The organism is Myxococcus xanthus (assembly GCF_006402735.1).
GTDB classification, from domain to species: Bacteria; Myxococcota; Myxococcia; order Myxococcales; family Myxococcaceae; genus Myxococcus; species Myxococcus xanthus_A.
In genome coordinates, this window is the sequence record NZ_CP017174.1 from 1019246 (window position 1) to 1042431 (window position 23186).

The 23186-nt window shown below is 69.3% G+C and carries 24 protein-coding genes; 11 read left to right on the plus strand and 13 right to left on the minus strand.

The annotated features are described in order from the left end of the window. Position 1 precedes the first annotated feature (1 nt). On the plus strand, positions 2–871 hold the full coding sequence (locus tag BHS09_RS04475; RefSeq protein WP_140797257.1) for a hypothetical protein: 870 nt from the start codon (positions 2–4) through the stop codon (positions 869–871). Positions 872–892: 21 nt separating this feature from the next. On the opposite strand, the gene BHS09_RS04480 is transcribed toward BHS09_RS04475, so the two are convergent. Next, positions 893–2149 (minus strand): Hsp70 family protein, encoded by a 1257-nt coding sequence (locus tag BHS09_RS04480; RefSeq protein WP_140787562.1) that lies wholly within the window; start codon positions 2147–2149, stop codon positions 893–895. A gap of 167 nt (positions 2150–2316) precedes the next feature. Between BHS09_RS04480 and BHS09_RS04485 the strand changes: the two genes are divergently transcribed. From BHS09_RS04485 to BHS09_RS04495, 3 genes are all read left to right on the plus strand, one after another. Next, on the plus strand, positions 2317–3126 hold the full coding sequence (locus tag BHS09_RS04485; protein WP_140797258.1) for a hypothetical protein: 810 nt from the start codon (positions 2317–2319) through the stop codon (positions 3124–3126). 154 nt (positions 3127–3280) lie between these two features. After that, positions 3281–3973 carry a DUF2490 domain-containing protein gene (locus BHS09_RS04490; protein WP_140787566.1) on the plus strand — a complete coding sequence of 231 codons (693 nt, stop codon included), beginning with the start codon at positions 3281–3283 and terminating at the stop codon, positions 3971–3973. A gap of 163 nt (positions 3974–4136) precedes the next feature. Further along, positions 4137–4622, plus strand: coding sequence for a tenascin-X (locus BHS09_RS04495; protein WP_140797259.1), 486 nt, complete (start codon positions 4137–4139; stop codon positions 4620–4622). A gap of 77 nt (positions 4623–4699) precedes the next feature. On the opposite strand, the gene BHS09_RS04500 is transcribed toward BHS09_RS04495, so the two are convergent. From BHS09_RS04500 to dps, 6 genes are all read right to left on the minus strand, one after another. Continuing rightward, the gene (locus tag BHS09_RS04500; protein WP_140797260.1) at positions 4700–5596 is read right to left on the minus strand and encodes a CHAD domain-containing protein; all 897 of its coding nucleotides are present in this window, start codon (positions 5594–5596) and stop codon (positions 4700–4702) included. Then, complete coding sequence (locus BHS09_RS04505; RefSeq protein WP_140787570.1) at positions 5597–6127, minus strand: inorganic diphosphatase; 531 nt, start codon at positions 6125–6127, stop codon at positions 5597–5599. A gap of 87 nt (positions 6128–6214) precedes the next feature. Beyond that, on the minus strand, positions 6215–7681 hold the full coding sequence (locus BHS09_RS04510; protein WP_140797261.1) for a protein adenylyltransferase SelO: 1467 nt from the start codon (positions 7679–7681) through the stop codon (positions 6215–6217). A gap of 67 nt (positions 7682–7748) precedes the next feature. Then, positions 7749–8375 carry a glutathione S-transferase N-terminal domain-containing protein gene (locus BHS09_RS04515; RefSeq protein WP_140787573.1) on the minus strand — a complete coding sequence of 209 codons (627 nt, stop codon included), beginning with the start codon at positions 8373–8375 and terminating at the stop codon, positions 7749–7751. Then, on the minus strand, positions 8372–9214 hold the full coding sequence (locus tag BHS09_RS04520) for an SDR family oxidoreductase (RefSeq protein ID WP_140796342.1): 843 nt from the start codon (positions 9212–9214) through the stop codon (positions 8372–8374). Before BHS09_RS04520 ends, BHS09_RS04515 begins: the two co-directional genes overlap by 4 nt. A 122-nt stretch (positions 9215–9336) precedes the next feature. Then, positions 9337–9888, minus strand: a complete 552-nt coding sequence (dps, locus tag BHS09_RS04525; protein ID WP_140787574.1) for a DNA starvation/stationary phase protection protein Dps — start codon at positions 9886–9888, stop codon at positions 9337–9339. A gap of 118 nt (positions 9889–10006) precedes the next feature. Here dps and BHS09_RS04530 point away from each other — a divergent pair, with 118 nt between their 5' ends. Then, positions 10007–10498 carry a DUF4442 domain-containing protein gene (locus tag BHS09_RS04530; RefSeq protein ID WP_237078044.1) on the plus strand — a complete coding sequence of 164 codons (492 nt, stop codon included), beginning with the start codon at positions 10007–10009 and terminating at the stop codon, positions 10496–10498. A 63-nt stretch (positions 10499–10561) separates the two neighbouring features. Here BHS09_RS04530 and BHS09_RS04535 read toward each other — a convergent pair whose 3' ends face one another. After that, a complete protein-coding gene (locus BHS09_RS04535; RefSeq protein ID WP_140797262.1) occupies positions 10562–11491 on the minus strand; it encodes a LysR family transcriptional regulator in 930 nt (309 codons plus the stop codon). Positions 11492–11651: 160 nt separating this feature from the next. On the opposite strand from BHS09_RS04535, the gene BHS09_RS04540 reads away from it, so the two are divergent. Both BHS09_RS04540 and BHS09_RS04545 read left to right on the plus strand, forming a co-directional pair. After that, positions 11652–12542: a haloalkane dehalogenase gene (locus tag BHS09_RS04540; RefSeq protein ID WP_201800549.1), complete on the plus strand. Its 891-nt coding sequence runs from the start codon at positions 11652–11654 to the stop codon at positions 12540–12542. Between the two features lie 180 nt (positions 12543–12722). Then, positions 12723–13856, plus strand: a complete 1134-nt coding sequence (locus tag BHS09_RS04545) for a ferrichrome ABC transporter substrate-binding protein (RefSeq protein WP_140797264.1) — start codon at positions 12723–12725, stop codon at positions 13854–13856. 30 nt (positions 13857–13886) lie between these two features. Here BHS09_RS04545 and BHS09_RS04550 read toward each other — a convergent pair whose 3' ends face one another. Further along, positions 13887–15041: an esterase/lipase family protein gene (locus BHS09_RS04550; protein ID WP_174258645.1), complete on the minus strand. Its 1155-nt coding sequence runs from the start codon at positions 15039–15041 to the stop codon at positions 13887–13889. A gap of 134 nt (positions 15042–15175) precedes the next feature. Here BHS09_RS04550 and BHS09_RS04555 point away from each other — a divergent pair, with 134 nt between their 5' ends. Together BHS09_RS04555 and BHS09_RS04560 are read left to right on the plus strand one after the other, a co-directional pair. Further along, entirely contained in the window at positions 15176–17254 is a 2079-nt protein-coding gene (locus tag BHS09_RS04555) for a S46 family peptidase (RefSeq protein ID WP_140787583.1), read from the plus strand. A gap of 129 nt (positions 17255–17383) precedes the next feature. Beyond that, positions 17384–19060 carry a serine/threonine-protein kinase gene (locus tag BHS09_RS04560; RefSeq protein ID WP_140797266.1) on the plus strand — a complete coding sequence of 559 codons (1677 nt, stop codon included), beginning with the start codon at positions 17384–17386 and terminating at the stop codon, positions 19058–19060. 8 nt (positions 19061–19068) lie between these two features. Here the strand turns inward: BHS09_RS04560 and BHS09_RS04565 are convergent, their stop codons facing one another. Beyond that, complete coding sequence (locus tag BHS09_RS04565; protein ID WP_140797267.1) at positions 19069–19407, minus strand: hypothetical protein; 339 nt, start codon at positions 19405–19407, stop codon at positions 19069–19071. Positions 19408–19812: 405 nt separating this feature from the next. Here BHS09_RS04565 and BHS09_RS04570 point away from each other — a divergent pair, with 405 nt between their 5' ends. Next, a complete protein-coding gene (locus BHS09_RS04570) occupies positions 19813–20412 on the plus strand; it encodes an adenylate/guanylate cyclase domain-containing protein (RefSeq protein WP_140787589.1) in 600 nt (199 codons plus the stop codon). Positions 20413–20463: 51 nt separating this feature from the next. Continuing rightward, positions 20464–21111, plus strand: coding sequence for a glutathione S-transferase family protein (locus BHS09_RS04575; protein ID WP_140787591.1), 648 nt, complete (start codon positions 20464–20466; stop codon positions 21109–21111). 18 nt (positions 21112–21129) lie between these two features. Here BHS09_RS04575 and BHS09_RS04580 read toward each other — a convergent pair whose 3' ends face one another. From BHS09_RS04580 to BHS09_RS04590, 3 genes are read right to left on the minus strand one after another with little or no spacing between them, the layout of a single operon-like run. After that, complete coding sequence (locus BHS09_RS04580; protein ID WP_140797268.1) at positions 21130–21723, minus strand: hypothetical protein; 594 nt, start codon at positions 21721–21723, stop codon at positions 21130–21132. Between the two features lie 38 nt (positions 21724–21761). Next, on the minus strand, positions 21762–22586 hold the full coding sequence (locus BHS09_RS04585) for a glycosyltransferase (protein WP_140797269.1): 825 nt from the start codon (positions 22584–22586) through the stop codon (positions 21762–21764). Further along, entirely contained in the window at positions 22583–23182 is a 600-nt protein-coding gene (locus BHS09_RS04590; RefSeq protein WP_140797270.1) for an HAD family hydrolase, read from the minus strand. Before BHS09_RS04590 ends, BHS09_RS04585 begins: the two co-directional genes overlap by 4 nt. Positions 23183–23186 lie beyond the last annotated feature (4 nt).

Sequence of the window (23186 nt, forward strand, 5' to 3'; positions counted from 1 at the left end):
CATGCGTTCCATCCTCCCCGCGCTCGTGGTGCTGCTGCTCGCCGGCTGCGGTCCCGACTTCGAGCTTCAGAGTGAAATCCGGCGCGTGCGCGTGCTGGCCGTCCAAGCGGAGCCCGCCGAGCTGGTGGTGGACCCGGACGCCTCCACGCTGCCCGGGCCCATGACGTTCAACGCGCTGGCGGTGACGCCGGACGCGCGCCCCGTCACCGTCCGCTACGCGCTGTGCCGCTTCACTGGCAATCCCTATGACGGGCGGTGCCCGGGGGACGACAGCGTGCCGTTGCCGGACGGCGAGCTGTCACTTTCGGACCCGAACGTGCAGGCGGTGTTGCTGGAGGCACTGGCCACAGGCAATCCGGGTGGCGGTGGAACGCTGGACCCGGAGGACCCGGCGCTGCGCGAGGCGCTGGCCCGGGGCATTCCGCTCTTCATTGGTTACGAGGCCACGGACGGCAGCGGCACACCGGAAGGCACGGAGCGCGGCGTGCGCCGGGTGACGTTGCGGGCCACCACCACGCCCAACCAGAACCCGGTGGTGTCGGATGTCCTGTGGGACGGCGCGCCGCTCACCGGCCCGCTGCCCGTGTCGCGCGAGGTGACCTTCACGCCGGTGCTGGCCGAGGGCAGCGTCGAAATCGAAGAGACGGACGAAGGCCCGCGCCCCGAGCAGGTCTTCTTCAGCTGGTTCGCCACTGGCGACGGCGAGGTGAAGGAGTTCCGCTCCCAGGAGCCCGTGGAAGGCCGGCCGGGTGACCCGACGTCGGCGTACGACACCCCCGCCACGCCCCAGCGCGTCACCATCTGGGTGGTGGCGCGGGATGGGCGGGGCGGGGTGGGGTGGCTCAGCCGCACCGTGGACGTGGGCCCATAGGCCCCGTCCCGGACGTCCGGCTCAGACGGACAGGTGCGCCGCCGCGCGCCCGAGCCCTTCGGCCACGGAGGTGAAGGCATCCGCGGTGCGCACGCGCCCTTCGCCGAAGCGGCGCACGTAGAGCTGGCGCACCGCGGGAATCTGCGACGAGCCGCCGGTGAGGAACACCGCGTCGATGTCCTTCGCCTCCGCGTGCTTCTCCAGCAGGCCCGCGGTGCACTGGTCCAACTCGTTCAGCAGCGGCTGGCTGAAGGTGTCGAACTCCTCGCGGGTGATGGGCTCGTGGAGGGTGATGCGGGCCTCCTCGAAGTCCACCGTGGCCGTATCTTCCTGGGACAGGCGCACCTTGGCCGCTTCAATGGCGCGGAACAGGCGGTAGCCCAGGTTGTCCATGACGAGGTCGTACAGGGCCTGGATTTCGGCCTTGCGGTCGCTCGTGTTGAGCATGGTCTCCAGCAGCTCCTGGGTCGACTTCTCCCGGATGAAGGACATCTCGTGCCAGGTGAGCAGCTTGGCCATGATGTGCTGGGGAATGGGCAGCCGCTTGTCGCTGAAGCCGCGCACCTGGTAGGTGGAGCCGGCGCCGAAGCGGGGCAGCAGCTTGTGGCGCATGATTTCCGCGTCGAAGCGGTCACCACCGATGCGCACACCCGTGGAGCCCACCACGTCCTGGCGGCGGTCCGGGTTGCCGCGGCGGCTGGGGCCAAGTCGCATCAGGGTGAGGTCGGTAGTGCCGGCGCCGAAGTCCGCGACCAGCACGAGCTCGTCGCGGGTGAGCTGCGCCTCATAGGCGAGCGCCGCGGCGATGGGCTCGATGAGGAACTGGACGTGCTGGAAGCCCGCGAGCTCCGCGGCGCGCAGCAGGCGCTGCTGGGCCAGGGCATCCGCCTCCGGGTCCGGCGTGAAGACGGCGGGCCGGCCGAGCACGACGGCTTCGGGCGCGCCACCCATGGAGTTCGCGGCGGCGTCCCGCACGCGTCGCAACAGCACGGCCACCAGCTCCTCGATGGTGTAGGTGCGCCCCTTCACCTGGGTGGCGCGGAAGGAGCTGGAGTGGAGGAAGGACTTCACGGACTGGATGAAGCGTCCGGTGTTGTCCTCCAGGTAGCGCTGGATGGCGTTGGCGCCGGCGTAGATGTCCTGCTCGTCGTCCGGGAAGAAGAGGACGGAGCGGAAGAGACGGGCCTCCGAGGTATGGGGTTGCAGGGACAGCACCGTGCCGTCAGGCAGGGCCGCGGCGGTGTTGCTGGTTCCGAAATCGAGTCCGCACGCACGCATGGGGGGCGCCCCTTACCGTTAAACCCCATCCATGGGTAGCGCTTCGTGCACCAACAAGTGGGAGGAGGGCGGCCGGGAGGGCGGACGCCTGGAGCGGATGTGGGTTGGCGCGAGGATGCCGCTCGCCATCTTTCTTCCGGAACGTGCATGAAGACGGGAGGCATCCAATGAGCTTTCGCGCGGGATGGCTGTTGGCGGGCGCCGCGGCGCTGACGCTGGGGACGGCGTGTGAAGAACGCGACCGGGGGACCCAAGGGCAGGCAAGCGGGCAGTCCACGGTGAACGACCAGGTGGCGCAGGCGCAGAATCGCACGGAGGGCGCCTTTGACTCGGCTCGCAAGGCCCAGGAGCAGGCGAGCGACCAGCAGAAGCAGGCCGCCAGCGCCCAGCAGGAGCTCCAGGACAAGCAGCGGGCATACCAGGAGGCGCAGGCCAAGGCGCAGTCTGCGGCACAGAAAGCGCAGCAGTCTCAGCAGAGCGCCCAGCAGCAGACGCAGCAGGCCCAGCAGGAGGCGCAGCAGGCCCAGCGTCAGCAGAGCAACGCGCTGGCGCAGCAGAACCAGCAGGCTCGCCAGCAGTCCGAGCAGCTTCGCCAGCAGTCGCAGCAACCCGTGGCCGTGGCGCCCGCGCCCCAGGCGCATCAGCAGCAGGGCCCCCAGGCGCAGAAGGGCACGGAGCAGCAAATCGTCGGTGAGGTGCTGAGCGCCAACGACGACGAACTGCTGCTCAGCTCACAGGGCGAGCCGCAGCTGCGCCTGCAGGTGTCACCGCAGACGCAGGTCATGGTGGACGGGCGCCAGGCCAGCGCTGGGGAAATCCAGGAGGGCAGTCAGGTCCGGGCCTCCTACCGGACCGATGAGCAGAGCGGAGAGCCCCAGGCGGTGCGCATCGAGGCGACCTCACAGGTCCAGCCCACGGCGCCGGCCGCGCCGGAGAGTGGCCAGTCCACCCCGGGCTCCCGGCAGCCCACGCAGTAGCGGCCTGGACCGTCCGTCCTTCCCTCGCGGTGAAGGGCGGACGCATCATTCCGGCCTCGGGGTGTGCGAAGAGGCCGCGGCATCGTCAGTCAGACCGCACTCTCGCTTTGCCCTGTTGAGCCAGTGCGCGTGTCGTGCTCTAGGCATGCGCATCATGCGCACGGAGAATTGGCTTCCCCTCATCGGTCTGTTGCTCGTCATCCCCCTTCACACCGTGGAGGCCCGGCCCGTCAGCGCGGAAGCCCAGCTCTGGTACACGGTGTCGGCGCAGGGTGGCATCGGGGAACACTTCCTCTATTACCTGGAAGCCCAGCCTCGCTTCGGCAAGGACGACGCCCGCGCCATCCTCCGCTCGGCGGGAGGCATCCGGTTGGCCCAGGACATGTCGCTGTGGCTGGGGCAGGGCTGGATTCCATTGTGGCGCTGGGAGGGCGACCCGGCCTTGCGTCAGGGCGAAAGCCGGCTCTTCCAGCAGTTCCTCTACACGCCGAAGCTCGGCCAGTTTCGGGGCACGCTCCGCGCCCGCCTGGAGCAGCGCTTCCTGCCCGGCACGACGGAGGTCTCCCACCGGGGCCGCGTCATGCTGCGCGGTGCGCACCCCGTGGCCGCGGAGGGGCGGCTGTCGTTGATTGTCTGGGATGAGGTCTTCTACCACCTCAGCTCGGTGGCGAATGGCCCCAGCGCCGGCTTCGACATGAACCGCGTGTTCGTTGGCGCGGGCTGGAAGTACGGGGACCACTCCTCCGTGGAGGTGGGCTACCTCAACGCTTTCATGCGCAGACCCTACGCGCAGACCGAGCAGCTCATCCATACGCTCGCCGTCATGATGCCCTTCAATTACATGTAACGGAATGCGCTACAAAACGCGGGGGCTGGGTCAGGACGGACGCAGTTTCCGCGGATGGCACGTGTATCGCGGTGGTTGTCGACACCGCGTTTCATGTGCTCGGGCGTTGTCTGCTTATTCGGAATGCGCTGACATGCGTGACCTCTTCCCCCTGGAGGTACACGTGAAGTCTCGTTTCATCGTGATGATTGCCGGGTTGTCGTTCGGTCTGTTCGCCGCATGTGGCAACGTGGAGATGGAGTCCGAGCCGCTGGCGCAGGACGAAGTGGCGCTCGTGGAATGTCCCTGTGGCGGCGTGGGTCCCTGGAACTGCAACCCGTGTGCTTTCATCTGCGGCGACGGCTTCTGTGACACCGCCAATGGGGAGTCCAACAGCACCTGCGCCGAGGACTGCCCGCCGCAGCCCTTCTGTGGCGATGGCGTGTGCAACCCCGGTGAGCAGGGCTGGTGTTCGGACTGCAACCCGCCGACGACCTGGTGTGGCGACGGCATCTGCAACGGTAACGAGACGCTGTCGAGCTGCCTGGAAGACTGCAAGTACCTGACGTGTGGCAACGGCCTCTGTGAGTTCCACGAGTTCGGCTGGTGCGCGGACTGCGGTCCCATCTGCATGGGCCCTGGGTGCCCGCAGGTGCCGCAGGAACCGTGAGGCGTGGCGGCTGACAGGGACCGTGCCCGGTGGTTCCTCACGGGCCGGTAGCAAACCCGGCACACGCTCCGTGGCCTTCAGGTCAACATGCGGCGCAAGCGCTTGGGAATCTCTTCCGTGCGCCACCGCTGGACCTCGCGGGCAATCTCCGCCGCGCGTTTCGTTCGCTCCTCCCGGACGAGGGGGAGCAGGGCCCGCGCGGACTTGCGCTCGCGCGGCGCCGACTCCGCGGCCAGCCGCTCGAACAGCTCCAGGCGCACGTCGGCGTCGTGCAGCTCGCCCAGGCCGTCCTGGAGCGGCACGAGCACCTCTAGCAGCGCGTCCAGGGTGCGGCGGATGGCCGGCTGGAAGATCTCCAGCTCGTAGCGCAGCCGCTTCAGCTCCTTGCGCAGCTCGTGGGCGGACGCCGCGTCGGCCGCGTCCACGTACGTGTCGATTCGCTTCTGCACGCGCTTGAGGCGTTGGCGCAGCTCGTCCCGGACGCGGCGGCCGGCGAAGCGGTGCCCGTCATCGAGCCCGTCCAGCTTGCGCAAGAGCCGCGGCACCGTCCTGTCCACCCAGCGCTCCAACTCCGCGTGCAGGCGCGTCTCGTGCGTCTCCAGCTCGGACAGCCGCTTCTTGCGCAGGGTCTGGATGCCGGCGCGCACCTGGGGCTGCTTGCTCGCCTTCCGGGCCACGCTCTCCAGCCACGCGGACTGGACGTGCACGTCCCGAACGCTCCCCAGCGCGTCCTGGATGCGCTTCACGTCGCGCTCCAGTTTCTTCATGCCGCCCAGGGAGCGGAACACCGTGAGGGCGGCGCGAAGCCGCCGGGTGGCCACGCGCATGTCATGGACGGACTCGTCATCCACGGCGTCCTGGAAGCCGGCCTCCGGTTTGCGGACGTCCGCGAGCCGGCCCGCGAGGATGCGGCGCGCGGCGTCTCCCAGTCGGCTGTCGGGCCCGAGTCCTCGGATGGGCGTGGGTTGAGCCATCTATTCCTCCGTGCGTGCGTGTTGGCGGAGCATCCGCTCGACCCCCTCCGGTCCCTCCCAGCCCAGGATGCGCGCGTCCTTGTCCTCGAAGCGCACGGCGGCGAGGAAGAAGTGCTCCAGCTCCTCTCGCTCGCGCTGTGGCAGTTGCTGATAGTCCGTCAGGTGTCCGGCGCGGGACGGGGTGATGGGGACGGCGAGGATGCGGTCATTGCGCTCGCGTCCGCCGTCGCCCGTGTTCTGCTCCACCTGGAGCACGCCGAGCGCACGGCAGGGCAGCACCACGCCGGGAAAGCTCGCGTCGTCCCAGTACACCATCGCATCCAGCGGGTCCCCATCCGGCCCCTGGGTGGAGGGGATGAAGCCCCAGTCGAAGGGATAGCTCAGGCCCCTGGGAAGCGGCCGTGAGAGGCTGAAGGCCTTGAGCGCCGTGTCGTACTTGAGCTTCAGCGTGGAGCCTCGAGGAGACTCGACGATGACGTGAAAGGCGCCTTGTTTCCCTCGAAGGGGCAACCGGGTGAGGTCCGTCACCATAGACAGCAAAGGTTGCGCCTGCCGCGTGTTCCGGCAACCGTGGCCGGGCGGAATCTTCGCCTCTTCAACCTTCGCCAGCGCGCGGCCTCAGGAGCTGCAGCTCACCGCCAGGTGCCGGCCCCAGGCGGGAGGCGCCGCCGCGTAGGACTCCGCGTCGGGGTGTTCGGCGAACGGGTCCGACAGCACGCCGAGCAGCCGGTCCACGAGCGAGAAGTCCCCGGCCTCCGCGCGGGAGATGGCCTCCTGCGCCACCCAGTTGCGCAGCACGTACTTGGGGTTCACCCGCGTCATGCGCGCGTGGCGCTCTGCGTCCACGCTGCCCTCGGCGGCCAGCCGCGCCCGGTAACGCCCGGCCCAGGCGTCGAAGCCCTCGGGGGCGGGGAACATGTCACGCACTGGACGGGCGTCCGCGCCGTCCGCCGAGGCGAAGTGGCCCAGCGCGCGGAAGAAGCGCGTGTAGTCCACGTGGGCTTCGGCCATGCGGGCGAACAGGTCGCTCACCAGCTCGCGGTCCTCGTCGCGCGTCTCCCGCAGGCCCAGCTTCGCGCGCATCCGGTCCATGAAGTGCGCGTTGTAGGCGGGCTGGTAGGTGGCCAGCGCCGCGCGAGCCTCGTCCTCCGAGATGAGGGTGAGCAGCGCTTCGCCCAGGCACGCGAGGTTCCACAGGCCGATGCGCGGCTGCTGGTCGAATGCGTAGCGGCCCCGGTCGTCGGAGTGATTGCAGACGAAGCCCGGCTCGAAGTCGTCCAGGAAGCCGAAGGGCCCGTAGTCCAGTGTGAGGCCCAGGATGGACATGTTGTCCGTGTTCATCACCCCGTGCGCGAAGCCCACCGCCTGCCACTGCGCAATCAGCCGCGCCGTGCGCTCCACCACCTCCGTGTAGAAGCGCGCGTAGCGGCCTTCCTGGCCCGCGAGGTGGGGGAAGTGCTCGGTGATGACGTGGTCGGCCAGCGTGGCCACGTGCTCGGTCTGCTCGGTGTAGTGGAAGAACTCGAAGGTGCCGAAGCGCACGTGCGAGGGCGCCATGCGCACCAGCATCGCGCCCGTCTCCACCGCCTCGCGGTACACCGGCGCCTGACTGCCGAGGATGCCCAGGCCCCGCGTGGTGGGGATGCCCAGGCCGTGCATGGCCTCACCGCACAGGTACTCACGGATGGTGGAGCGCAGCACCGCGCGTCCGTCGCCCCCGCGCGAGAAGGGCGTGGGCCCGCCGCCCTTGAGGTGCAAATCCCATTTCGCTCCGGCGGCGTTGCGGACCTCGCCCAGCAGCAGGGCGCGGCCGTCGCCCAGCCGGGGCACGTACACGCCGAACTGGTGCCCCGCGTACACCATGGCGAAGGGCTCCATGCCCGGCAGGGGCTTTTCGCCCCCCATCGCCGCGACGAACTCCGGCCGCCGCGCTTGCTCGGGCGTCAGGTCCAGGAGCTTCAGGGCGGCGGGGTTGACGCTCACCAGCTTCGCGTCCGGGAAGGGACTGGGGTGGACGCGCGCGCCAAACCCAGCGGGCAGGCGGGCATAGGTGTTGTCGAATCGGAGCTGTTCGAGCGTGGCCATGACGGGGGAGAACACATGGAAGCGCGGCGGCCATCCAGCCACCGCGCTCCGGGGAAGCTGCGTGGGACTACTTGAGCTGGGGGACCTTCATGCCGCGCTCCACGGCGGGCCGGCTGCCCACGCGGTGGAGCCACTGCACGACGTTGCTGGAGCCCCGGAACAGCTCGGGGAAGTACGCGCGGGTGCCGGCCACCCAGGGATACAGCGCGATGTCCGCGATGGAGTAGCGGCCCGCGACGTAGTCCCCGGAGCCCAGCTTCCCGTCGAGCACGCCGACGAGCCGCCGGGACTCGGCGTGATAGCGCTCGATGCCGTAGGGGACCTTCTTGGGGGCGAAGCGGGCGAAGTGGTTGAACTGGCCGAACATGGGGCCCACGCCGCCCATCTGGAACATCAGCCACTCCATCACTTCCGCCCGGCCGCGCTGGTTGGAGGGCAGCAGCTGGCCCGTCTTCTCCGCCAGGTAGATGAGGATGGCGCCGGACTCGAAGACCTTGAGCGGACGGTGGTCCTGCGTCGCGTGGTCGACGATGGCCGGAATCTTGTTGTTGGGGTTGATGTCCAGGAACTCGGGCTTGAACTGCTCGCCCTTGGTGATGTCCACCACGTGCGTCTTGTACTGGAGGCCCAGCTCCTCCAGAGCGATGGATACCTTCTGCCCGTTGGGCGTCGCGAACGTGTAGAGGTCGATCATCCCTTGACTCCCGTGAGCTGCTCGCTCACCTGCCAGAGCCGCTCCGCGAGCGCGTCGTTCCGCGCGGCGGAGGACGGCTTCTTCGGACGGCATTTGTAGAAGTACTGCCCGGACACTGCTTCCACTTCGGGCGAGGACGCCAGATACACGGACGTCCGCGCTCCCTTCTCCGCCGAAATCATGAACGCCGCGCCCAGCTTGACGATGTGGCGGAAGAATCCCTGGGTGTTGTGACCGAAGCCCGTGCGCACCACGCCCGGGTGCAGGGCGTTGGTCGTCACCTGCGTGCCCTCCAGCCGCTTCGCCAGCGCGCGGGTGAACAGGATGTTGGCCAGCTTCGACGTGCCGTACACGCGGAAGCCGATGAAGCTCCGCTCGCTCTGCAGGTCATCGAAGTCGAGCTTGCCCGCGGCGTGGGCATCGGACGAGACGTTGATGATGCGGGCCGGGCCGGTGGCCTTCATCACGTCCAGCAGCAGGTTCGTCAGGAGGAAGGGCGCGAAGTGGTTGGTGGCCAGGGTGGCCTCCAGTCCGTCCTCCGTCACCTGCCGCCGGTCGATGATGAGCCCCGCGTTGTTGAGCAGCACGTCCAGGCGCGGGTAGCGGGAACGGAAGGTCTGCGCCAGCTCCCGCACGGACTTCAAGGAGGTGAGGTCGGCGCGGAGCCAGTCCACCTGGGCGCTGGGGGCGGCCTCCTTCACGGCGGCCACGGCCGCCTCGGTGCGTCCCGCGTCCCGGCCCACCAGCACCACCGTGGCGCCCATTCGCGCGAGCGCCTTGGCGGCCTCCAGGCCGATGCCGCCGGTGGCCCCGGTGATGAGGCACACCTTCCCATCCATGCGCGTCTGTGAAGTCAAAAGGCGTCCTCCATCGCGAAAGGACGCCTTCTATACGCTGGAGCCCGCCCGCGCGCTTGCTCTTGAGCAGGCGCGCGGGGGCCTTCCGGTGGTCAACGCTCCATTCAGGCGTTGGACGGGGGGCTGGAGGCGTCCTGGGGCCGGACGTCCCCCCCGCGGCGCACCCCCGCGCGGGGCTCGCCGTGCAGGTGGCTCTCCAGGAACCACAGGTCCAGCTCGACCTCGCCCAGCGTCTGGGTGAGCAGGTCGGAGGTGACGGGGTCGTTCAGCTCGTCGGAGCGGTGGATGCCGGTGCGGATGCTGGCCCCGTAGCGGGCGAAGCGGTCCACCAGGGCCTTGAGGTGGTCGTCACCGTCCACGGCCTTCAGGTCGTATTCGGGCAGCTCGCTGTTCTTGGCCGCCAGCCGGATGGTTCCCTCGGCGTAGCCGCCCAGCGTGCCCGCGCGCTCGGCGAACTCGTCGGCCTGCTTGCGGACGTGCTTGGCCAGTTCGTCGAACAGCTCGTGGCGGCTGTAGAAGTGCCGGCCGCGGATGTTCCAGTGCGCTTGCTTGATTTGCCAATGCAGGTCGATTGAGTCGGCCAGCAGGGTGTTGAGCGAATCGATGAGCTCCTCACGTGCGTCGGTGGGGAGATTCACATGGCTTGGAAAGTTCATGGTGCGCGGTTCCTCCAGAAGGTCATTCCAAGGTGGGGATTCCTGCCGGGAATGCCAGCCCGTGCGTGACGTCTGGGGGGCAGGCGGACGGGCTCACGGTCGGTATGATGGGCGGACCATGCTTGCTCTCGACCTCGTGGAACGGCTGCGTCAGGTATCTCCCAGCGCGGCGAACGCGCTGCTGACGGTGGCGGTGAAGAACATCATCCCGCTGTCCTCGGTGATGGGCGTCCGGGTGGAGGACGCATCGGATGCGCGGGCACAGGTGTCCGTGCCGCTGAAGCGGCGCACGCGCAACCACGTGGGCAGCGTGTACCTGGGCGTGCAGGTGACGGTGATGGAGCTGACCATGGGCGTGTGGCTCTTTCGCCGCTTCCCACCGGGCCGTTACCTGGCGCTGGTGAACGAACTCCAGGTGTCCTTTCACGCGAAGGCGAAGGGCGGCGTGCGCGCCATCTGTGAGCCGTCCCCAGAGGTGTTCAACACCCTGGATGCCGCGCTCCAGCAGAAGGGGGACAAGGCCCGCGAGTGGATTCCCGTTCGCCTGGAGGACTTCGAGGGCACGCACATCGCGGATGCCCGCTTCCTGGCGGTGATGAAGAAGGCCTGAGGCGGCGTGGGGTTGCCCCCCTTGCGCCGGGCCAGGCGGTGCCGGCAGTAATCCCCCCGTGGCTCAGGTCGCGGCCGAGGTGCGCCGGGTCCTCGGTGCGGAACCGGCGCGCCGGATGAGGTCGCGAAAGAAGACCATCGCCGGGTCGGCATGGGTTCGTTCGTGCCAGCACAGGTTGATGGTGAGGGTGAGCGGGGGCACCGGGCTCTGCACGCTGCGAAGGCCGAGGCGAGGGCCGAGCCGGGAGACCAGTGAGACAGGCAGCGTGGCGACCAGGTTGGTTCCTGCGACCACGGCGGCGGCGGCACTGAAGTTCGGGACCACCAGCGCGATGTCGCGAGCGATTCCAAGCCGGGCATAGGCGCCGGGCAGCGCACGGTAGCCCTTGCCGGGGGCCACCTGCACCTCGACGTGGCGCAGGCTGGCCAGTGCGCTCTTGGAGACACGGTCTCCTGCCTGGGGATGATTGTGGCGCGCCACCAGCACGGTGCGCTCCCGGTACAGGGGCTCCAGATGCAGGCCGGGGGCCTTCTCGCCAACCGCGATGGCGACGTCGACCTCGGTGCTGGCCAGGCCGCCTCCCGTGAGGAAGGTGTCGATGCCAATCACCCGCAGTCTGGCGCGCGGCATCTCGGCGGCCAGCAGGGTGGCGATGCGAGGCAGTCGCACCATTTGTCCGGCATCGGCGATGGCGAGAGAGAACTCCCGTGTGGTCGTGGCGGGGTCGAAGGCCGCGCCGTGAACGGCGTGCTCAAGGTCGCGGAGGGCGCGGGTCAGCACGGGTGCCAGCGCCACCGCGCGGGGCGTGGGGACGATGCCGCGGCCGCTGCGGGTGAACAGCGGGTCGCCGAGCGCGATGCGCAGCCTGGCCAGTGCGTTGCTGATGGCCGACGGCGTGACATGGAGGCGGCGAGCGGCACGCGCAACACTGCGCTCGGTGAGGACAGCGTCGAGCACCACCAGCAGGTTGAGGTCGAGGGCGGAAATGCTCATGAATGGTGAGCATACCCGTCACGAACAATCACTATCCGAAAACGATGGGGCGACACATGAAGAGGCCATGCGAAAGATGAATCCGCTGTTGCCGCTCCTCGCGGTCGCGCTCACCGCGTGCTTGCGTGTAGCGACCTCCCCCTTGCCTCTGGAGACAACCATGCGTGACGTCAACGTTCTCGATTCCCACATGGCCTATCGGGAAGCGGGGCGCGGCCCTCCAGTGGTCTTGCTCCATGGAAACCCGACCTCGTCCTATGTCTGGCGTGACGTCATCCCTCATCTCTCAGACCGCTACCATGTGCTGGCGCCCGACCTGATTGGCATGGGCGACTCGGGCAAGCCTGACATCGCCTACCGCTTCGCCGACCACTCCCGGTATCTCGACGCATGGTTCGATGCACTCGACCTGCAAGATGTCGTGCTCGTGGGCTACGACTGGGGCGGCTCGATGGCCATGGACTGGGCCGCTCGCCACCCCGAAAGGGTACGCGGCCTCGTCGTGTACGAAACCTTCCTCCGCTCACTCAAGTGGAGCGACTACCCGCCACAAGGCGCCGAGCTGTTCAAGAACCTGCGTACGCCTGGTGTGGGGGAGACCCTGGTGCTGGAGCAGAACCAGTTCCTGGCCCGTTCGCTGGGGGTCGGTGTCAAACGGGGCCTGACCGCGGCTGAAGCCGCGGTGTACGCGGCTCCCTATCCAGACGCGTCTTCACGGCGCCCGTTGTTGGCGTGGCCGCGAGAGATTCCCATCGAGAATCAGCCGGCTGACATGACGGCGGTGCTGGAGCGCTACGTCGCTTGGATGGGGGCGTCGCCGGAGGTACCCAAGCTGCTGCTCACCTTCAATAGTCCGACGCCGCTCGGCGCTCCGTCCGTCGTCGAGTGGGCTCAAGGCCGGTTCGCCAACCTCGAGGTCGTGGCGCTCGGCGAAGCCGGCCACCACGCGAGTGAGGACCTCCCCGATGACATCGGACGGGCGATCGCCCATTGGCTTCACCGCCTGGCGCATTCGCAGGAGGCGGGGCGGAATACGGCCAGCAGACGGTAGCGTCCAGGGCCGCGAGGCCGGCGGAGGGGCGTTCCAGCCGAACCTGCCTGTTGAGCCACCCCAGGCTTGCTTGCCATCCAGCGAAGCCGGGTTGTCAGTCGTGCCTTGAGGGGACGTGATGGCGGGTCGCTGGCAGGCAGGAGTCAGCTCCGGGCACCTGTCCAAAGGGGCTGCTTCACTGTGGTGACGCGTCGAGGCAAGCTGTCCGCCGTGTCGCGGCGCGCTCAACTGATTCTCATGCTCCTGGTGTCGGGGCTCCTGCACGTCGCGCTCTTCGTGGCGCTGTCGAGCAGCGAGTCCAACGACCGCCAGCGCCGCGTGGCACCGCGTGCCGTCGAGATGGAGGTCGTCTACCAGGACGTGACGCCTCCCCCCGAGCCGCCGGCGCCGGAGCCCCGCCAGCCGCCTCCTGACGAAGAGCCCCCGCGCCCGCCTTCGAAGAAGGAGGATCCGCCTCGCCACGCGGAGCGTCCGCGCCCCACCACGACGGAGGCCCCCGACACGTCCGAGGCACCTCTGCCCGAGGTCGCCCCAGCGGGCTCCGGCGAGCCGCCACCGGCCCTGGCGCTAGACGTCCCGCGCGACGTCCCTCAGCCACAGCAGCGTCCCAATCTGGAGCCACAGGGCCTGCTGGGAGGCGGCATGCTGCGCGGCAGCCCCCCTTCGACGGGACGGACGCTCCGCTCTGGTGAAGGCCCCGACCCGAAGGCCCTGGCGGCCCGGCAGGCCGAGGAGGCCCGGGTGCGTATGGACGGCTGGGCCCAGGACGCCGCCGCCACGGCACGCGCGTCGAGCGGCGCCACGCATCCCTACTTCGCGAAGTTGCGGGAAGGCTTCGCGAAGCAGTTGGTGAACCCGCCACCCCCGGACCTGAAGGTGTTGGGCTCACGGATGAAGCGCGAGCAGGTGGATGCCATTGCGCGCTTCGGAAAGACAGGCAGCCCCATTGTCGCCGAGCCCCGAGACCGCCGGTTGGAGCAGCGCAATCGCATGCAAGCGGCTGTCGAAGCCGGACGCGCGGCCAACATGTACATGGTGGACGTCACCACACCGGTGCTCGCGCTCGCGGCCATCGTCGAGGTCTGGCAGGCGCGCGACGGGAAGCTGCTCGACCTCAAGGTGCTCGAAGGCTCCGGCGACCCGAACTTCGACACCTGGGCCGTGTCCCAGCTCCGGGATGCGCTCGCCAGCGCCGAGGCGCCGAAGGCTGGAGGCGGCCTGGGCATCCGCGAGGACGGCATGCGCAGTCGATGGCGGCTGGAGGAATACCTTGGGAATCCGCGCGTGCAGATTCACCTGATTGGCGTCTATTGACCCTGCCGGACGCGGAGGTCTTCGAGGTCGTCACGACCCCGTGATGCCGGGGCGCTCGTCCTCCAGCATGAAGTCGACAATGTTCTTCCACGTCGACTCGAACTGGGGCCTGCGGAAGCCGGAGCCGGAGATGAGCCAGTCCACGTGCGGGGGCTGGTGCGCGGGCTGGTCGAAGTGGCCAATCGCATCCAGGTGGTCCGCGCGCACCGCGGCGAGCACCCGGCCATGCACCTGGGAGCGCGTGGGGACGATGCCGTCACACGCCGTGGGCCCCGGCATCGCGCCATACGCCTGCACCAGCGCCGCCGTCTGCGCGGGCGTGTGCAGCGGCAGCGCGGTGAGCGGCATCCGCTGCGTCTGCCCGTACGTCAGCGCGTAGATGGTGTGCGTGAGCTGCGCGTAGGGGTCCAATCCCGCGGCCATGCGCGTGCGCAGCGACGGTGGACGCGCCTGCGTCACCACCGAGCCATACCGCACGCCGGGCCGGTCCAACGTGCTGGCGTTGAACAGGTCGATGCCTTCCGGCGTGAGCTGCGGAATCAGCGAGGTGTCGTTGCCCACGTCGCTGAGGAACTTCGACACCGCGTCACGGCGCTCCGAGGAGAAGTCCCCCAGGAGCTGGTCATAGAGCTGGTCCAGCAGCGTGGGCTTCCACCCGAGCTGGTCATCCGCCCGCGCCAGCAGGTGTCCGAAGCGGAACACCACGCGCAGCGGCAGCCTGCCGAAGCGCAGCACGTAGACGGTGAAGAGCGACAGCAGCTTGAGGATGCGCTGTCCGAACAGGCCCATGAAGAACGTGGCCAGCGGCGTGCCCGCGTGCGGCGTGGACACGGACGTCACGGTGCGCACGCGCCTGGCGAAGGACTCCAGGTCCACGCCCTCCGCCACCTGCGCGCCGGGGCTGACGAACAGCCGCGCGTCCAGCCCGCCCGTCGAGTGGCCGATGAGGTGGATGGGCCCGTCGTCTCCAGAGGCCGTCTCCTGTACGGCCTTCAGCAGGTCCGCGGTGCGCGTGCGGATGGAGGCCGTGGGGTGGGACAGGACGATGATGACCTCCGACTCCACCTCCCTGCGGGCCAGCTCCGCCTTCAAGTAATCCAGGGCGTGGCCGAAGTAGATGAGCTCGCCCAGGTTGATGAAGCCGAAGAAACCGGGGACGAGGTAGACGCGATGCTTGCCTGGCATTGCCTCCACCATATCTGACGCGGCGCATGATACCTGTGGGGAATGCATCCTCCGCTCGGGGGTTGACGCGCGCCGGCCGTCAAGTTCAGAACCGGCAACCCCCACTCACAGTCACGACAGAAGGACGCCCGCACGTGGATCGCAGACTGCTCGCACTCGGCCTGCTCCTGTCCCTCCCCGCCTCCGCGGACGAGGGAATGTGGACCTACGACGCCTTTCCCTCCGACACGGTGAACAAGGCCTACGGCTTCACGCCCACGCAGGCGTGGTTGGACCACGTCCGCCTCGGCTCGGTGCGACTGGCCGGCGGCTGCTCCGCCAGCTTCGTGTCGCCAGAAGGCCTGGTGATGACCAATCACCACTGCATCCGCGGCTGCATCGAGGACCTGTCCTCGCCGAAGAAGGACCTGCTGGCCAAGGGCTTCTACGCGTCGAGCGCCGCGCAGGAGCTGCGCTGCCCCAAGGTGGAGGCCAACCAGTTGGTGGAGATGACGGACGTCACCGAGCGGATGAACGCGGCGACGAAGGGCCTCACCGGCGCGGCCTTCAACACCGCGCTGAAGAAGGAGACGGCCGCGGTGGAGGCCGCCTGCGCCACGTCCGGAGACGTGCGCTGTGACGTGGTGACGCTCTTCAACGGCGGCAAGTATCACCTGTACAAGTACCGCCGCTTCCAGGACGTGCGGCTCGTCTTCGCGCCCGAGTTCTCCATGGCCGCCTTCGGCGGTGACCCGGACAACTTCAACTTCCCGCGCTTCGGCTTCGACGCGGCCTTCCTGCGCGTGTGGCAGGACAACGCGCCCGCGAAGAGCCCGCACTTCCTGCCGTGGGCGAAGCAGGGCGCGAAGGAGGGTGACCTCGTCTTCGTCTCCGGCCACCCCGGTGGCACCGAGCGCAAGGCGACCATCGCCGAGCTGGAGTTCCAGCGCGACGTCAACCTGCCGTACACGCTGCTCCAGCTCGCCGAGCTGCGCGGCATGTTGCGCGAGTACGCCGGCGGTTCGGCGGAGCGCTACCGCACCACGCGCTCCATGCTGCGCGGCGTGGAGAACGGGCTGAAGGCGCTGCGCGGGCGGCACCAGTCGCTGGCGGACCCGGCGCTGCTGGCCGGCAAGCGTCAGGACGAGGCGGCGCTGCGCCAGAAGGTGGATGCCAACGCGCAGGTGAAGGCCGCCACCGACGGCGCGTGGGATGAAATCACCCAGGCGCTGGATGCGTACCGCCGCATGCTGCCCGACTACCGCATGAAGGAAGCCGGAGACGCCTATCCCTCCGAGCTCTTCCGCATGGCCCGGCACCTGGTGCGCGTGGCGGAAGAGAAGGACCGGCCCAACGCGGAGCGGCTGCGCGAGTACACCCAGTCCCAGCTCCCCACGCTGGAGCAGCAGCTGCTGCGCGACGCGCCGATTACGCCCGAGCTGGACCAGGCGCTGCTGACGTTCGGCCTCACCCGCGTGCGCGAGACGCTGGGCGCGGATGATTCCTTCGTCCAGTTGGTGCTCGGACGCGAGGCGCCCGCGGACCTGGCGCGCAGCCTGGTGCGTGGCACGAAGCTGCGGGACGTGAAGGTGCGCGCCGCGCTGCTCAAGGGCGGCAAGGCCGCGGTGGAGGCCTCCAAGGACCCGATGATTCTCTTCGCGCGCAAGGTGGACGCGGAGTCCCGCGCGGCGCGCAAGCGCTACGAGGACACCGTGGAGGCGGTGCTCAAGCGCAACGGCGAGCGCATCGCCAAGGCGCACCTCGCGGTGTACGGCACCTCCGGCTATCCGGACGCCACCTTCACCCTCCGCCTCAACCCGGGGCAGGTGAAGGGCTGGGACGAGAATGGCCGCCCCGTGGCGGCGCTCACCACCTTTGGCGGCGCGTATGAGCGGCACACCGGCAAGGAGCCGTACAAGCTCCCGGACACCTGGCTGAAGGCGCGTGGCAAGGTGCCACCCCAGACGCCGTTCGACGTGGCCACCACCAACGACATCATCGGCGGCAACTCCGGCTCGCCCCTGGTGGACCGTGACGGGCGCGTGGTGGGGCTCATCTTCGACGGAAACCTGCACTCGCTGGGGGGCCGCTATGCCTACGTCCCTGAGACGAACCGCGCGGTCGCCGTGCACGGAGAGGGCATCCTGGCGGGCCTGGAGCACGTCTACGGGGCCAGGCGCGTGGTAGACGAGCTGCGCACAGCCAGCGACGCCGCAGTCGTTCCCGCGAAGTAGTCGCGGTTCTCAAGACCTGAGAGGTCTTGTGGATTGGATTTGGGCTTTCTGAACGCCTTGGCCGCAGTGGCCAAGGCATGTCAGAGGGAGCAGGATAGAATCCGGTTCAAAGCTGAAAACCGGTTACTCATGGCTCCCTCCAAACCCAGTGACATTCCCCTCGGCACGGTGCTGAGGGAGACCTATGAGATTGCAGGCGTCCTCGGCCGAGGTGGCATGGGGACCGTCTTCCTGGCCAACCACCTGCGGCTGCGCGGACGGCAGGTGGCCATCAAGGTGCTGCGCCACGACGCGGGCATGGGGGCCGAGGCCTTCGTGCGCTTCCGGCGCGAGGCGGAGATTGCCTCGAAGCTGGGGCACCCCAACATCGTCGAGGTGCTCGACTTCGACAGCCTCGAGGACGGCTCGCCCTACATGGTGATGGAGTGTCTGCGCGGCATGCCGCTGTCGCGCAGGCTGCGCAAGGGCCCGATGACGCTGGAGGAGGTGTTCTCCTGCGCGCGGCAGATGGGCTCGGCGCTCCAGGCCGCGCACCGCGCGGGCATCGTCCACCGCGACCTCAAGCCGGGAAACGTGTTCCTCGTGCCCACCGAGGTGGGCGGCGTGATGATGGAGCATGTGAAGTTGCTCGACTTCGGCATCTCCAAGGTCATCGACTCGCAGAGCGTGCACACGCAGGGCGGCATCCTGCTGGGCACGCCGCAGTACATGGCGCCCGAGCAGGCCACCGGGAAGAACGGCGAGGTGGACCCGCGCACGGACATCTTCGCCTTCGGGTGCCTCGTCTACGAGATGCTGGCGCGTCGGCTTCCGTTCCGGGACAACGGCAACCTTCCGGAGCTCATCTACCGCATTGTCTATGATCCGCCGGAGCCCCTGGAGGCGTTGGTGCCGGGCCTGCCGGACCACGTCATCGCGGCGGTGGAGAAGTCGTTGGAGAAGCGCCCGGAGGACCGCTTCCCGGACGTGGCCAGCTTCATCTTCGCGCTGACGGGGCGCGCGCTCCAGACGATGGGCGAGGTGCCGATGCTCACGCCGCTGAGCACGCCGCAGCTCGCGGTGGAGCTGGCTCCGGAGTCGAAGCCGGAGACGGTGCCCGGCAGGCGCTCGGGACGCGGGACGAACGACGAAGACGCGAAGCCACAGGACGGGAACCCGCCATTCCGGGAGTCGGAGACGGTCAGCCTGGCCGCGCCGGTGCCCGCGGTGGTCCCGCCCCACGACGCCGCGACCATCGCCGAGGCGATGCCCTTGCCGGAGATGGAGGCGCCCCCGCCTCGGCCCGTCGTGGCGCCCGCGGACGTCGTGCCCGCGCCCATCGCCCGTTCGCCCGTGGCGAGGCCGCACTCCGCGGCGTCTCCGGGGCCCAAGCGGACGCAAGGGGAACCCCCGCCGGAGAAACCCCTCGCACCTGCTCCGTTGCCGCGCCGCACTGACGCGCCACCCCCACGTCCGCCAGCAGGGGACGCGCAGGCCGGTGCCGCGTCACCGAAGGTGGTCCCCGCGCCCATCGCGCGGGCGCCCGTGGCAGGGGGCCCGTCCGCGTCTGGCGCTGCCCGGAATGGACCGCCCTCGCCAGGCGCGGGCGCGGTGGGGTCGACCGTGTTGCTGCATTCGAAGACGGGCGTGGCCCAGTCCGCCTCGCCGGGCGTGCTCGCCGCCCAGCCAAAGCGGAAGCTGACGCCGCTCACGGTGGCGATGATGGTGGCGCTCGTCGCCGCCGTGGCCTTCGCCGTGTGGCCACGGCCGGATCCACGCGTGGAGGCGTCCGGAAATCGCGCCGCGCCCGCTGCTGGCGCGGAGTAGCGTCCTCCCTACGTGGAGGCGTCAGGTGCGATGACCGAGAGTGTCTCGAGCGCGAGGCCGTGCTCGGGCTGAATCCAGAACGTGCCTCGCCCCTCGGGCGACCAGCCGAGCCTCCTGGCCAGCAGGATGGCCTCGCGGGCGTCACGTGGCAGGGCGGCCGAGTCATCCGTCATGCCGTTGCCTTTCCCCTCGAGGTTCACCGCCAGCATGGGACCGACCTTCCGGTCCTCCTCCGTCTGGAACCAGGCGCGGATCCGGACGACCCGGACGCCGGACACGTAGCGCCAGTCCCCGACCCACGCGTACGCCAGGCCGTCGACCACCAGCTTCCGGTGCTTCTTCTTCACGGTACTGAACCCTCCAGCGCCCCTCGAATATCAGCCAGGCAGGACCGTGGGGCCGTGCCCTGTCAGGACTCGGACCGAACCCGACCTGCTGAGTTCGAGGCCCGACACGCCCGGACAGGACGCAGCAGGGCGTTGGTGCGGCGCGTCAGGGATTACGTATCCTGATGAGGACTGACACGTCGGTTCCTGTCATGTCGAACACCGAGCGTATGCGGGCACAGGGAGGGCAAGGGGCCCTCGGGGGGAGCCTGTCATCGCCGGTGGACCCACCGTGTACGGCCACGTCCCCCCGGGGCGGACGGCCGTCCAGGGCCCGGTTCCAGCCGGGAGGGGGCTCGGCTGGGACCGGGGGCCCTGTGTGATGTAGCATCGCTGACAGTGCCGGGGGGAAAGGGGAGATGCGCGATGGTGGTGGAGGCTCCAGAACCCGGGAAACTATCGGCGATTCTCTTCACGGGCATTGAAGGCCCTGATGGGCTCTCATGGCGTGACGAATCGCTCCAGAACGACATGCGGGATGAGCATGCGCTGCTCGTCCGTGAGTTGTTGCCGCGCCATGGAGGGCGCGAGGTGAAGCGGCTGGAGGATGGCTTCCTCCTGGAGTTCGAGGGCGGCCCCGCGGCGGTGGACTTCGGTCTGGAATTGCAGCGCGTCCTGGACGCCCGAAATGGAGACGTGTCCGCCGAGCGCCGGGTCGTCCTCCGTGTGGGTGTCCACCTGGGGATGGTGGTCCACCGCGACGGTGACGTGTTTGGAGAAGGCGTCAACCTGGCCGCGCGCATCGAGGCGCTGGCCCGTCCCGGCACGCTCTATGTCAGCGAGACGGTGGCGCGTCAGGTGGAAGGCCGCCTGGCTTCACCGCCGGTTCGCCTGGGCCGTGGCGAGATGAAGAACATCCGGTTGCCCGTGGCCGTCTACCGCATCGACCCGCCCGAGCACCGCCGCCGGATGCCGCTGCTGTCGCGCATGCGCTCCTTCTGGGGGCGCCGGAGCGCGGCGAACTGACGCGCACAAGCGCGGGCGGGCCTGGGCGAGCGGCGTTATAGAGGCCGCCCCATGCCCCAGCTCACGCTCGTCGTCGGTTCGAAGAACTACTCATCCTGGTCCCTGCGGCCCTACCTCGCGCTGGCCCACACGGGACAGCCCTTCCAGGAGGTGGTGATTCCGCTGGCTGCACCGGACACTGATGACCGGATTGCCCGGTACTCCCCCAGCAAGCGCGTGCCGGTGCTCCAGCACGGCGACCTGACCATCTGGGACTCGCTGGCCATCTGTGAGTACCTCGCGGAGGCCTTCCCCCAGGCCCAGCTGTGGCCCCAGGACACGGCGGCTCGCGCGGTGGCCCGCGCCGTCACCGCGGAGATGCACTCCGGCTTCAGCGCGCTCCGGCAGCACATGAACATGAACCTGCGCGCGCGCAGCCCGGGCAAGGGCCGTGCGCCCGGCGTGGCGGAGGACATCGCCCGCATCCAGGCCCTCTGGAATGACTGTCGCGGCCGCTTCGGCCAGGGCGGGCCCTTCCTCTTCGGCCGCTTCTCCATCGCGGATGCCTTCTACGCGCCCGTCGTCACCCGCTTCGTCACCTACGACGTGGCGCTGGACGCGGTGAGCGCGGCCTACCGCGACGCGGTGCTCTCGCTGCCCGCGCTCCAGAAGTGGACCGAGGAAGGCCGGAGCGAGCCCGGCATCCCGAAGTACGAATGAGCCTTCGCTCCAAGCGCGCTACCTGCTCGCGGGGGCCGGCGTCACCTCTTCGATTCGGGTGGCGCCGTCCTGGTCCACCGCGAGCTTCAGGTGGGGCGTGCCCTTCGCATCATGCAGGACGATGCTCGCCACGCCCTCCTCCACGCCGATGACGATGCGCTCCTTCCAGTCGTGCCGGAAGGTGATGTTGGGCTTGCCCTGGATGAGCCCCATGCACATCGCCTCGTAGCCTTCCTCGCTGTCGAAGCAGAGGCCGTTGATGCCGATGCTGTCGAGCATCCCGAGCCCGCCGACCTCCTGTCCGGACGCGTTCATGAACTGGATGCCGTAGGCCGTTACCGCGCGCTTGAGCCCCTTGGGGTCGGGCATGGGCGCCGCGATGCGGATGCGCGCCTGTCCGTGCTCGTCGACGATGTTCAGCTCACGCACGGACAGCGACGCGGCAGCGGGGGCGGTGTTCACGCTCGTGCACGCGCCGAGCAGACCCAGGGCACAGCAGCCCGCCCACATCGACAACCGGGGGAGAAGGGAAGGGGACATCGCGAGCAGACCTTTCGGAGGACGTCGGGGGAAGGACGCCACCGTAGGGAGCCCGCACAACGCCAGGGCCATGGCGGTGCGGTCGTTTCGTCACGCTTCGGTCATGGCTGTCAGCCCAGCGCGCCGTCGCGCACGCGCGCGAACAGCGCGTCGTAGTGGCCTTCCGCGTAGAGCCGCACCAACTCCGGGTAGCGGCCCTGGCGCAGCTCGCGCAGGTACGCGTACTTCGTGGCGTGGTAACCCGCGACCGCCCATGCCAGGTGGGAGGCCTCCGCGCCGCCGCGCCACAGCGCGCCCTTCAGCAGACAGTCGCGCGCCCAGGACGCCAGGCGTTGCACGCCCACGGGCTTGAGGCCGCGCTGCTCGGCATGGGCGCGCAGGGCCCACAGCAAGGCATAGCGGTCCTCCTTCTGCGCGCGGTACTCCACCGACGTGGCGAAGCGGTGCTCGATGAAGGCGCGGACGCGTCCGCCCGCCAGCTTCGGCAGGGCCTCGTGGACAATCTGCTCCGGCCGCCACACGGCCTTGTCCCGGCGCACCAGCCGCGCTCGCCACTGCGTCCGGTAGCGGAAGCGGTGCGTCCCCAGCTCGGCCCAGTCGCGGCGGGGCAGCCGGTACACGGCCTCCGTGGGCGAAGAGGCCTTCCACGCCCGCAGCGTCTCCACCGCCTCGGGTCCCAGCAGCTCGTCCGAGTCGAGGAAGAAGACGTAGTCACAGGGCGCCAGGGCATTCACCGCGGCCGCGCGCGCGGCGCCGTAGCCCCGCCACGCATGGGACACGGAGCGCGCGCCCAGCGAACGCACCAGCTCCGCTGAGCCATCCGTGGCCCCGGAGTCCAGCGCCACCACGTCATCGCAGAGCGCCAGCAGCCCGCGCAGGCACGGCTCCAGCGTGTCCCGGTTGTTCCGGTGCAGGACGTATCCGCTCAGCTTCATAGACCCAGGGCCTTGAGCTGCGCGTCGAAGGCATCGGCGGTGGTGAAGAGCCGGCCTTGAATCCCCACGGCCTCGGCGGCCTGGACGAATTCGGGCAGGTCGTCGAAGAAGACGGCCTCCTCCGGGGCGCAGCCCACGCCCGCCAGCGCGAGCCGGAAGATGTCCGGCTCCGGCTTCACGTGGCCCACCTCGCAGCTCATCACCACGCTGTCGAAGCGCTGGAGCACCGGCAGCAGCGGGCGCAGGTAGGCGACGTGCAGCGCGTTGGTGTTGGACACCAGCCCCACGCGCACCCGGCCCAAGAGCGACTCCACGCGAGGCAACACGGCGTCATGCAGCGTGAAGTGGCTGCTCCACAGCGGGGCGAACACCGCCATGGGCAGGTCCACGTCCAGCGCGCGGCACACGTCCTGGCGGATGCCCTCCGCGCCCAGCACGCCCCGGTTGGCGTCCGTCCACCCCGCGCCCGTCAGCCGCCGGGCCACCTCCGCGGCCTCCAGGCCCGCGCGGGCACCCAGCCGGGAGAAGAGCAGGGTGTTGTCGTGGAAGACGAGGACGTTGCCCAGGTCCAGCAGCACTGCCTTCACCTGCGCCATGCAT